This window comes from Psychromonas ossibalaenae ATCC BAA-1528 (assembly GCF_000381745.1).
In the GTDB taxonomy this organism is placed as follows: domain Bacteria; phylum Pseudomonadota; class Gammaproteobacteria; order Enterobacterales; family Psychromonadaceae; genus Psychromonas; species Psychromonas ossibalaenae.
Genome location: NZ_KB907032.1, coordinates 16374 through 28130 on the forward strand (window position 1 = coordinate 16374; position 11757 = coordinate 28130).

Annotated in this window: 9 protein-coding genes; 3 read left to right on the forward strand and 6 right to left on the reverse strand. The window is 41.6% G+C overall.

What is annotated here, in order from left to right; translation table 11 throughout:
- Window positions 1-334 precede the first annotated feature (334 nt).
- Window positions 335-631 (forward strand): BolA family protein, encoded by a 297-nt coding sequence (locus G327_RS0121405; protein WP_019616852.1) that lies wholly within the window; start codon window positions 335-337, stop codon window positions 629-631.
- Window positions 632-668: 37 nt separating this feature from the next.
- Window positions 669-1547, forward strand: a complete 879-nt coding sequence (locus G327_RS0121410; RefSeq protein ID WP_157601253.1) for a 1-aminocyclopropane-1-carboxylate deaminase/D-cysteine desulfhydrase — start codon at window positions 669-671, stop codon at window positions 1545-1547.
- 263 nt (window positions 1548-1810) lie between these two features.
- On the opposite strand, the gene G327_RS0121420 is transcribed toward G327_RS0121410, so the two are convergent.
- From G327_RS0121420 to G327_RS0121440, 5 genes are all read right to left on the reverse strand, one after another.
- Entirely contained in the window at window positions 1811-3883 is a 2073-nt protein-coding gene (locus tag G327_RS0121420; RefSeq protein ID WP_019616855.1) for a methyl-accepting chemotaxis protein, read from the reverse strand.
- A 319-nt stretch (window positions 3884-4202) separates the two neighbouring features.
- The gene (locus G327_RS26305; protein ID WP_019616856.1) at window positions 4203-5948 is read right to left on the reverse strand and encodes a cache domain-containing protein; all 1746 of its coding nucleotides are present in this window, start codon (window positions 5946-5948) and stop codon (window positions 4203-4205) included.
- Between the two features lie 390 nt (window positions 5949-6338).
- On the reverse strand, window positions 6339-7736 hold the full coding sequence (locus G327_RS25375; RefSeq protein WP_019616857.1) for an alpha-amylase family protein: 1398 nt from the start codon (window positions 7734-7736) through the stop codon (window positions 6339-6341).
- Window positions 7737-8379: 643 nt separating this feature from the next.
- Window positions 8380-8979: a hypothetical protein gene (locus G327_RS0121435; RefSeq protein ID WP_157601250.1), complete on the reverse strand. Its 600-nt coding sequence runs from the start codon at window positions 8977-8979 to the stop codon at window positions 8380-8382.
- A gap of 666 nt (window positions 8980-9645) precedes the next feature.
- Window positions 9646-10374, reverse strand: a complete 729-nt coding sequence (locus G327_RS0121440) for a winged helix-turn-helix domain-containing protein (RefSeq protein ID WP_019616859.1) — start codon at window positions 10372-10374, stop codon at window positions 9646-9648.
- 397 nt (window positions 10375-10771) lie between these two features.
- Here G327_RS0121440 and G327_RS0121445 point away from each other — a divergent pair, with 397 nt between their 5' ends.
- Window positions 10772-11353 (forward strand): TPR domain-containing protein, encoded by a 582-nt coding sequence (locus G327_RS0121445; RefSeq protein WP_019616860.1) that lies wholly within the window; start codon window positions 10772-10774, stop codon window positions 11351-11353.
- A 115-nt stretch (window positions 11354-11468) separates the two neighbouring features.
- Here the strand turns inward: G327_RS0121445 and G327_RS0121450 are convergent.
- The coding region (locus G327_RS0121450) for a LexA family protein (protein WP_019616861.1) at window positions 11469-11757 on the reverse strand (289 nt) is incomplete at its 5' end.

The following is an 11757-nucleotide window of genomic DNA, read 5'->3' on the forward strand; positions in this document are numbered from 1 at the left end:
TCTTCGGACTTTTTACACCTTTCGTTGTTACGCTGCAGCCAAGGGCATTAAACTCTTTACGTGCACTAGTTAATCCCGCCGCATAATCAATATTTTGCAGCTGCCTTCTGTTAATTGGTTTTTAAGTTATTAAATGCATTCAGAAGTTTGTCGTAAGCCTGCTCTGTATCATCAGCGGCGTTTGTTAACTGTTCGTATAACGGCTCTTTTCCCTTTTTAAGAAAAGAGCCCTTTGCTTTTCTAATAAGTTCAGATTTAAATATAATGACCTGAGAATTAGTGTGACTGCTATGAGATAATAGAATTATCAGAAACGCATTATGGAAATAGATACATGTCACTAGCAGAGCAGATAGAAAACAAAATCAATGCAGAATTTTCCCCGTCATTTTTACAAATCGAAAACGAAAGCCATAAACACCGCAGCGGCAGCGGTTCAAGTCATTTTCGATTAGTGATTGTTTCTGAAAAGTTTATAGATTTACGCCTAATTGCACGCCACCGTTTGGTTAACAATTTACTTACTGAAGAATTAGCAGCAGATGTCCATGCCTTGGCATTACACACCTTTACCGCCGAAGAGTGGCAGTTACGCGGCGAGCAGGCTACACAGTCCCCGCGTTGTTCATAAGCAGATGCAGGTTTCTAACACTCTAAACAACTCTCCAGTGCAGACCTTGCAGTTTAATGGACACAAGTTATTTATCAAACGCGATGATCTGCTAAACCACCATTTTTCCGGTAATAAAGCGCGCAAGTTAGGTTATTTTTTAGATAACGAATTTACAGGCATTAAAAAGATAGTCGGCTATGGAAGCGTTCAGGCAAACTCTCTGTACTCCTTAGCGGCTTTAGCAAACATGAAAGGCTGGCAGCTCGATTTTTATGTACAGCGTATAGCAGACTGGATTAAAGCAAAACCGACGGGCAATTATGCGGGCGCTTTAAAGCTTGGTGCCAATATTATTGAGGTACAGGAATTATCAACAAATCTTGATGACTATATGTCGCAAAAATCGCAAAAACTCAACGCTGATACACTGTTTGTTCCTGAAGGTGGACGCTGCCGACTTGCCAGGCACGGTATTAAAAAACTGGCCGATGAACTGCTTGAATATATCAACAACCAGCACTTAGCTAACCCGGTTATTATGCTGCCTTCAGGTACGGGCACAACCGCACTGTTTCTACAGACATATCTCCCCTATAAAGTATTAACCTGCGCCTGCGTAGGTGGTGACAGTTACCTTGAAACACAATTTGCTGAGTTAGAGAGTGATAAGTCATTGTGGCCGACGATTCTTAGTACAGAAAAAAAATATCACTTTGGCAAACTCTACCTAGAGTTTTATCAAATATGGCGGCAGCTGTTAAAGCAGACCGATATTGAGTTTGATCTGCTTTATGATCCATTAGGCTGGATCACTCTGCTTAACTACCTTGATAAGCAGCAGGGGCAAGAAGATATTATCTATATTCATCAAGGCGGCTTAGTTGGAAATGAGTCGATGCTGCCGCGTTACCAGCGTAAGTATGAGTCACGCTGATCCTATCGTATTGCCCAATGTCTTTTTGTTTAGTTCAAACTAAAGCGGGCAGTTCTATCTGCGAAATTCAACTTAACCTGGCAGACCTAGACTCTAGCAATAGCGAACACTTTTTCTATAATAATTGTTCACACTGCATTGCTGCGGCAGAAGCTATCACTAGTAAGCACCATTTTGCCGTAGATGATGTTACACCGTCCAAAAAACACGAATATGATTACAAAAGCAGCAGTACAGATGGGCACTGCTGCTCTAATGGTACATTACTGTAATTTAAACTTACTTACCAAGGCATCTAATTGAGAGTTAGCTGAGGCAAGATTTTGTGTACTGTCGGCGGCAGCCTGTGCATTTACTGTCAGCTCCTGCACCATCTCATGAATATTATTCATATTACGGCTTACTTCTTCACTTACTGAGCTTTGCTCTTCAGATGCAGTGGCAATCTGCGTACTGAGGTCATTAATTTCAACAATAAAACTGGTCATTGCATCTAAACTTTCTGTTACGCGTTCAGTATTTTCTGCGGTGCGCTCACAGCTTGCTTTGGTAACATCCATAGCGGCAACTGCACCCGTCGCATCCTGACGCAGTGTTGTCAGTATTGTATTAATTTCAGCAGTACTGGTTTGAGTACGCGCAGCCAGAGAACGAACTTCATCAGCTACCACGGCAAACCCTCTGCCTTGTTCACCGGCACGAGCGGCTTCAATAGCAGCATTCAGTGCTAACAGATTCGTCTGCTCTGCAATTGAACCAATTACACTTAAGACACTGATAATCTCCTGGGTGTTTTCATTCATGGTATTAATGCTTGATGATGCAGACTGAACTTCATCCACCAGGGCAATCACACTGTTGGAAGCTTCAAGTACAGTATCTTTTGATAATAACGCCTCATCATTGGCTTTCTGCGTATTGGCAGCCGTTTCCGTTGCGCCCTGTGCAACCGTTTCTGAGGTTGCGCTCATCTCGGTAATCGCACTTACCACCTGCTCAGTTTCCGCAGCGTGCGCCATTAACGCTCTATTATTCTGTTCGGACTGAATATTAAGCTGACTGATACCTTCTGTAATATGCTTCGAGGCTTGTGAAATATCTAGAATCATCGACTGCAGGTAAATAATAAAAGTATTAACAGAGTGACCTATATCGCCCAGCTCATCATTAGAGACAATATCGATGCGCGAAGTTAAATCCGCTTCGCCCGTTGATAAAGTGTCAATACGCTCTTTGAGTATCACTAAACCTTTAACAATGGCACTGACCACCCAGATTGTTATCGCAATAAAGATAACCAGCAGCAGCAATGAGAAAGTAATCATCGAGCTGACTTTCTCTTCAAATATATCTTTCGTGACCTGTGTCAGCCCTTGCTGTACGGCAGTAATATCACTCGCATAAGCGCCGGTGACAATTGTCCAGCCCCACTCAGGAAATATATGGCGGGCATAGTTTATTTTTTTCTCAGACTGTCCGGTGGTTGGATTTTCATAAACCGTTTCAACAATAGCTTCTGCTCGGCTTCCTATACCGGCGGCAATGCTTGCGGTAGTAGAGCCGATTGTGCCGACAATGTCCGCTTTCGGATGAGCAAGAATCTTACCGTTTTTATCCTGCACCCAGAAATAGCCGTTATCTCCGTATTTAGCAACGGTGATAGACTGTAATGCGGCATCTATTTTATTCTGCTTAAGGGTGCTGATATATTCACCGCTGGCAACAACCAGGTCCAGGGGTTTAAAGTAGAAAGAAGCCGTGATCTTATCTTCGATCTTGTGGGTTGTCGGATTTAAAAATGAATATTCACTAAAGCCGATAGTGCTGTTTTTAGCTGCATTTACAACATCCCTTACAAAATATCGACCATTCGCATCTTTTTTATCGTAACCGTTTAAACCGACATTACTTAAGTTACTGCCGTAAGCTCGGCTAACCCAGGAGGTCGCATCATATGCAAAAAAATAGCGTCCGTTATCCCAGCGGTGACGATTAAGAAAAGCGTAGATACTCGCTTGTGCTTCACTTTCTGAACTGCTGTTTTCATAAATTTGTTCAATTGTGTTTCTGAAACTCGACATTTCACTTTCTAAATCGTGCTTAATATTTTCCAGCTTAGACTGCTCATAAAAATCAGATATAGAGCGCGTTACAGTATCAACCTGTCCCTGAAGATTATTATTAAGCACCTCTGCAAACTTAGTTTTTACATTACTTTCTTCAGCTTCAAGCACAGCTCTTTCTGTATTTATCAGGTAGGTAATAAAAAAACCGCCTATTAATAACAATGGAACACACATGGCGATGACAAGCTTCGCTTTTATTGTGAACTTCATAATACCCACTCATTAATTTATTTATAATTTCACCCTGTTCGGTTATTTCTCAGGGCAGGTAACCTTAATTTTAGAATTGTATGTTTTTTGTTGATGAAAAAATGTTGGCCTTTTGTTTTGATTTGTAACAGGTTGTAACCATGGCGAATACTGGGCCAACTAGTTATTTACCATAGCCAAAAAGAAAGGCGCAGTTTTATACGTAAACTACTTGAAACAGGCGAAGGGAAAGAGAATTAGCCGGGCTCATCAGCAAAGCAGTTTGAATCTATTTAACAGGGGGTCAAACAGCTCAGGGAAAACAACTATCGATTTAAACCTACCAGCGAAGTGTAAAGCGGCTGCCGCCAAGAGGAGAAGTTGTAATGGAAACTGATCCATGATGTGAATCAAGTATCCGTTTGACGATCGCCAGACCCAGTCCGTAACCTCCCGATTCCCGGCATCGGCTGGAATCAAGGCGCGCAAAAGCTTCGAAAACCCGCTCCCGTTCTGCATCAGGAATGCCTGGCCCATTGTCGTCAACATGGATTAGATAGTGCTTATCCGGATGCTCTAAGGTCACCATCACCTGACCGTTTCCATACTTTGCTGCGTTCTGTACCAGATTACTCACTGCCCGCTGTAGATATTTAGGATCAAAGCAACCTTGTGCGTTTTGCTCAACCAGAAAAGTAGACTGTAGATCAACTGAAACTTCTGCTCCAAGATCAGCCAAAACAGCCTTAAGCCAGGGAGTTATAGCCTGTTCTGGCATCTGCAGCTCCGGAGCATTCTGATCGAAACGGCCGTAAGTCAGTAATTCGCTGATCAAAAGATCCAGTTCATCAAGGTCCTGCTGGACTCCATCGACATAGCGAACCTGCTCTGTACGAGAGGTCGAGGATTCCATCATTTCCACACCAAATCGAAGCCGAGCGATAGGAGTTCGAAGTTCGTGAGAGATCGCGTTAATCAATTCTTTTTGTGAAGCAATGCCTTTGAGAGTAAAGCTAATAACCCAAATTGCGACAATAAAACTGAACACAATTAAAACCAATGAGACGATAATCATTAAGCTGGTTCTTTCCTCGAAAATCTCATTAGTTGCCTTTGTTAACCCCTCTTGTATAAAAAAAACATCACTCTCATAACTACCAGAGGCAATGGTCCATCCCCACTCCGGAAAGATTATTCGCGCATAAACCAGTTTATTTTCTGTTTTTTTGGTGGTTGGATTTTGATACTGAATTTTTACAAAGGCTTCAGGTTTATTTCTTATACCGGCTGCAATGCTTGTTGTGCTCGCAAGCTTGGTGCCGACAATTTCAGCTTTCGGGTGGGCAAGAATTTTCCCGTCTTTGTCCTGTATCCAGAAATAACCATTTTTCCCGTATTGGGCAATGCTTATGGCGTGTAATGCAGCCGCAATATTATTCTGTTTAAGGGTGCTAAGGTATTCACCTGTCGCAATAACCAGGTCTAACGGTTTAAAGTAAAACGAGGCGGTTATCTTGTCTTCAATTTTTTGGGTTGTCGGATTTAAAAAAGCATATTGACTGAAACCAATACTGTTGTTTTTAGCTGCCTCGACAACATCCCTTACAAAATATTTACCATCAGCATCTTTTTTGTCGTAACCGTTTAAACCAATGTTACTAAAGTCACTTCCGTAAGCCGGGCTAATCCATGAGGTCGCATTATAAGCAAAAAAATAACGGCCGTTATCCCAGCGGTGGTGATTAATAAAAGCATAAATGCTGGCCTCTGCTGCCCTTTTTGAATCACTAGACTCATAAATTTTTTCAATGGTACGTTTAAAAGTCTTCATCTCAACAGACAAATCCTTTTTAATACTTTCTAACTTTGACAGCTCATAATAATCGGATATCGAGCGGGTAACTGTATCTACCTGCCCCTTTAGACCATCATTGAGTAGTGCAGTCACTTTGCTTTCAACATTGCTTCGTTCGACTGCGAGTACCGAGCTTTGTGTATTTATTAGCGAGGAAATAAAAACAACGCCTATTAATAACAGCGGCACGCACAAAGCGGCGATAAGCTTCGTTTTTATCGTAAATTTCATTTGTTTAACCTTTTTATTTTGGCTGTTTCTGCGAAGTAGGTGTTATTAAATTATTATCCCCGCTATCTTCAATAATTCAATTGACTTTTTGTTTTGATTTGCAGGTAAGAGACTTTTGTCGCGGCTAATAGCGGATCAGAAAAAGTTAATTACGATGCACAACGACGCTAGTGGCTTTAGATATTCAGCCTGTACTAATAACCGCTGTACAAGGCTGAGCTTTGAGTCTCGTTGGAAGTCCGGTGAATTAGCCTCTAGGGAGAATTAAATTCCGCATCAGCAGTTATTGCCGAGTAACACAGACAATTAGTAGATATTTTATGGTTTACGCACAGTTAAAATGAGCCTGCTGCGCGTAAAACGAATAAAGAAATAACCATTTAATGTTAGTTAAGCAGCGGCTAGTTCACCCGCAGACGATGTTACGAATACTCGATCATAAGCAGACATAGTGATACCTTCTCTTGCGATGTTGTATTTCAATATTTTATTTTTTGTGGTTAGTGTTAACATTGCGTTTTCACCGGCCCAGTCATCACAATTCCAGTCATACTGTAAACCGTTATTTACCGCAGCATTAAACTCTTCCATAATTACAGAAGATGCCTTTATAGTGCGTGCCATAAAGTCATAGAAGTTTTTCTTGTTAGTATCGCTAAAGTCCCAGTCAATCCAGCTGATTTCATTGTCTTGACAATACGCGTTATTGTTACCTCGCTGGGTATGGCTGAATAAGTCTGCAAAAACGATGTGTGGTTCGCCTAGGCTATAAAGCAGTGTTGTCATCATACTACGTTTATCACGCTCTCTACGTGCCGTTGTCTGCGCTGGCGTATCACCAGGCTTATAACGCCCCCAGCTGGCGTTGTCTTCATTCTTACATCCGTCCTGGTTATCTTCTTTATTAGCAAAGTTTTGTTTTTTATCGTAGCTTACTAAATCTTGCAGAGTATAACCGTCGTGATAAGTAACGTAGTTCACAGGGCGTTTGCTTTGCCAGTTATTGAACGTGTCCTGGCTGCCGGTAATATACTTAGCGAGGTTGCCGATGCTGTCTGTGCCTTTCCAGAACTCACGAACACATTGACGGTATCGATCAGAGCACTCCTGGAAACCCGCAGGGAATCTGCCCAGCTGATATGTTTCACAATCCCACGGTTCTGCAATAAGTATAGCGCCCTGTAATTTAGGGTCGTTCTTAATGGCGGTAAGCATCTTAGAGTTAGGATTAAACCCGCCTAAACTGTCACGGCCTAATGCAGTCGCCAGGTCAAATCTAAACCCGTCTACACCGTAGTCACAATACCAGGTATGCATTGACTGTATTACTCTATCGACACAGTGTTCCAGCTGCACAGTATCGCCGCAGCCAGAGTAGTTTCTATTCCAGTGCGGGTAATACTTACGGACACTCTCCGCCACATGGTTATATACTACGTCGATAATAACTTTAATGCCGTTATCCTTTAGGATTTTAACCATCTGTTTAAATTCGCTGACAGGATCACCACCTTGCGTCGCATAACGCATTGTCGGTGTTATCCAGCATGACGGGTTATAACCCCAGTAGTTAGTTAAACCATTTTCGATAAGGTGTTGTTCTTCTTGGAACTCCATTACAGGTTGAAGCTGTAGTTTAGTTATTCCCGTTTGTTTAAAGAACTCAATCATATAATCATGACACAGACCTAAATAGGTACCGCGAAATTCTGCAGGGATATTGAAATTTAAGTAAGTAGCGCCTTTAACATGAATTTCAGTGGTTATCTCACGATTGTTAATATTCATCTTTGTATTTCTCTTTATAAATACGTTATCAAACGTACGAGGCTCCCTCCAGCTAGTCTTTACGAATGTAAAAAAACAACCACCTTATCTCATTCCCGTACCCGCATTTACCTAATATCTATCTCTATATTTAAGTAAGTGTTAACTTTGCTATCGTATATCTTTTTTTGAAGTAATCTGTTGGCCTTTTGTTGTAATTTGTAACAAGCTGTAACCATGACGAATGCTGGACCAGCTAGTTAATAGTAATTCCATTAATTTTGTGAACTTGTATTGCGCAGGAAGAATCACTCATATCGACACGTAAGTAGCGGTAAGTGGTTGTTCCGCTAACAATACTTACAACAAAGAGATGGTTGACTGTAACAAGGCTGAACAGAAACAAGTTAGAAAAGACAGCTTATAACCTGAAGATGCTATTGAGCTTAAACGCCTGCGATATGATTGAGTAAACTTGAAAATGACTGCTATCGATGTGACAAGATCTGTCAAAACATCCTCAAACCAGGGGCGATAGTCAGCTTCTGTATCTGCATATCCTGAACGTTCTGATTAAAACAGACAGAGATCAGTCGTTAGGAGGCCAGTCCCTACAGTTCATCAATGTCCTGTTGGGCTCCGTTGACATAGCTAGCGCATTAGACTATTTAATTTGTAATTCACTCACAATAAACAGAATTTCACTCCAATACTCGGATGAAAATTTACACGGCGTGTAAGGTAAGTCCAGCTCATTAAAAAACGCCTTGGCATCACCCATTGTCACTGCTATTTTACCCGTTCCGTTACAGATATCACAGTTTATACTCATTTCAGTCCCCAGAGTAGACACACAGCGAGGGCAATGGTTATTTTTTAGCGACTGTTCCTCAGCGTAGCTATCTAACGCCATCTCCTCTGCTGCAATTCGCTCAACCAGGGCCGTTTTTAAATGGCAATAGCCTTGCCCGCGCAACTCAACTGTCTTTAAATCTTGCTTCATTTTCGCTAAATTAGCTTTGCTTTTATTCGCTTCCGTCCCGAAGCGTTTATACAGTGATTTTATGTGGTTTCGCTGCGTTACCAGCGGTTGATCTAGCAAAATTGAGACAATAATAATGGTAATAATGGTTCTAATCTTTTCATTCTCAATCAGCGCATCACAACAACGCAGATAAATCATCTTATGCAATATAAATTCCGCATCATTATCACCAATATACTTAGATTTAACGATTAACAGTTCTATTTGCTCATCCGACATTGACGGCAATCCCATGTTCTCCATGCTCCATTGATAGATACCCGCTTTAAAAATCGTAACGATGTATGAAAGTGGTCCATATGAAGATTTGTACCCCTTTATAATTGTTCATTGACCCATACATAACTCAATCACGATAATGAGCAGCTGATAGTAATTAAGATCCGTTAAGTTTTGACTGCAACATTACCCCCCTATTTTGAGTAAATCTGTTGGCTTTTTGTTTTAATCTGTAACAACCTGTAACCATGCTGAATAGCGTCTCAGCAATTGTTAATTACGACGCCAAGGTTTTAGATATTTTTCCTGTATTATTAATCCCTCCATCAGTATTTGAAACTGGCAGAAGGGAAAGTTAACAAAAAAAATTTGGGGAAGGGAATGCGGCACTGCTGTCAAAACAAACAGTTAAAATGAATGATAGCTAAACACAAATAATATTAGTGTTTTGGTTATTGATTTTATAATTAGAGCAACAAATTCCTGCACTCAAGACCTTGCTTTCATCCGCTTTTCCTACGCCTAAATAGACCACTTAATTCATGGCGTTGATAGGTGACTTGAGAGGAGATAAAGCTATCCCGCATGGGGATCACTATAAAAATTGTCAGCAGCGGGGTAATAATAGTAAACAGCTAAAAGTTTAAAAAATTCTTTTCATCTCATTTACCAGGCGTCTTTTACGAACACATACCCTTGCCCCCAGAGCGTTTTGATCCGCTTCGGCACCGATGGGTCAACTTCGAGTTTTTTGCGCAATCGGGAGACTGCAATGTCGATAGAGCGATCCAGACCGTCGTAATCAATGCCTCGTATAGCAGAAAATATCATCTCTCGCTCAAGTGCCCTGCCGGCATTAGCCGCTAGAAAACAAAGCAGCTTGAATTCAGTGGTCGTCAATTCAATTAGCTCGTTGTCCAGAAAAACAGTATGGGAGGAACGGCAGATTCTCAATCCGCCGAAATTGATATCCTCACTAGGCTCAGAATGGGGTGTTGCGGTACTCTTCTTCTGGTTAATATCGTTTTCCACTCGGCGCAGTAAGGCTCGGATACGCGCCAGCAGTACCCGGGGTTCTATCGGTTTTTTTACGTAATCATCGGCTCCCAGTTCAAGACCGACGACCTGCTCCATATCATCCTCGCAAGCAGTCAGGATTAAGATCGGTCCATGATATTTAGCTCTAACGCTCTGGCAGACTGCATGACCGCCCTTGCCGGGGAGCATCAGATCCAGGATAAGCAGATCCGGGTTTTCTTTGAGGATTCGTCTGCATGCCGTGTCGCCCCGCTCTTCAATCAATACTTCAAACCCCTGCATTTGCAGATAGTCTCGGATCAACCCGGCAAGTCTTTGATCATCTTCAACCAGAAGTATCCGCAGTCTCTCTTCCATGGCTCTCTCCCTCATCCCTGTAAAAAATATTATGATTGTAAGGCTCAGCAGTTGATATTACCTAGTAAATTTTTGCAGCAATTTGTCCCCCGTAACAATCTGTCAGCACCTCCTTGCAATGAAAGGTGGTGCTGACAGCTGCGCATAGTTGAAAGCCTGCCGTGTGAGTATTCACAATTTTAGTCAGCAGATTACATGCAATTCGCTACGACAGAAGAAAGGCACCGGATATTTCCTGAGTATAACCTCGTTAACAGAAACATCACCAGATATGAGGTGATTGATAAGCAGGTTATTAAAAACTAAAGATCTGCCATTGGTGACTCCCAGCCTTTTTTGCTTTTTACTCCAGTAAACCGATACACTACAACTATTCCACTCAATTTAAGTGCTGCAGATGAAAAATAAAAAATGGCCCATTTTAATTAGCACTGTGTTAATCACAGGCAGCTTAACGAGTTATGCCTGGTTAGGAAGTTATCCGCAGTTAATAGAGCAGAAAACAGAGCTGGCTGAACAGCTTATTGAACAGCAAGTGCCCGACGAGATACAAAAAACGCGCATCACAGCCTTGCAGGAAAAGCTCTATCAAGATAAACAGAACGGTCAGCTTTGGTATCAGCTGGGCCATGCTTATCTGTTAAACGGCGAATATGAGAATGCTGTGATTGTATTTGATTATGCGATTCGTTTAACTAAACCGTTAAGCAGCGATCATTATGCCTCTAAAGCAACGGCCCTTTATTACAGTAATAAACAACAGATGACTGATCAGGTAAATGAGCAGCTCTCTCTGGCACTGGCAATTGATGAAAATAACCAGACGGCATTAATGATGTTAGCCAATGAACAGTTTATGCAGGCACGTTACCAGCAGGCAGTGACGCTTTGGGTGAGGATATTAGATTCTAATCAAGCTGATATTGACAGAGTCGGCATTATTCACCGTATCAATCAGGCTAAGCAGTTTTTGAAATAATACCAAATCCACTAATTTTCTATTCATTGATGCTTGTTAAAATGGACGCTAGCTTCGTTCTTGATTTTGTAATTAGAATAACTAGTGCCTTTTCTAAAAAGAAATGATCAGTTGACTACCAATCGGCAGGCAGCTGATCTTGCGGTATTAATACTACTGTAGAGCGTGCCTGACCCGGCTCTTTTTTAATGAGTTGTTTTGCAGCTAATCCTCGAAGCATCTGATGCGTACTTGCTGACGATACTCCGAAGTAATTTTGTATATCTACTTCAGCAGGGGGACGACCATTGATTCTGGTGTAATAAAAGATGAACGCCAGGTATTGTCCCTGCCGTTGTGTGAATTTATTTTTTGATTTGTAGTCTTCAGGGATCGACATCTTAAGCTCTTTATGATCAATTATG

Excerpts from the sequence above, each read along its gene's own strand:
- G327_RS0121405 (WP_019616852.1), top strand. The coding sequence starts at position 335 with ATGTCACTAGCAGAGCAGATAGAAAACAAAATCAATGCAGAATTTTCC.
- G327_RS0121420 (WP_019616855.1), bottom strand. The coding sequence starts at position 3,883 with ATGAAGTTCACAATAAAAGCGAAGCTTGTCATCGCCATGTGTGTTCCA.
- G327_RS26305 (WP_019616856.1), bottom strand. The coding sequence starts at position 5,948 with ATGAAATTTACGATAAAAACGAAGCTTATCGCCGCTTTGTGCGTGCCG.
- G327_RS25375 (WP_019616857.1), bottom strand. The coding sequence starts at position 7,736 with ATGAATATTAACAATCGTGAGATAACCACTGAAATTCATGTTAAAGGC.
- G327_RS0121435 (WP_157601250.1), bottom strand. The coding sequence starts at position 8,979 with ATGTCGGATGAGCAAATAGAACTGTTAATCGTTAAATCTAAGTATATT.
- G327_RS0121440 (WP_019616859.1), bottom strand. The coding sequence starts at position 10,374 with ATGGAAGAGAGACTGCGGATACTTCTGGTTGAAGATGATCAAAGACTT.
- G327_RS0121445 (WP_019616860.1), top strand. The coding sequence starts at position 10,772 with ATGAAAAATAAAAAATGGCCCATTTTAATTAGCACTGTGTTAATCACA.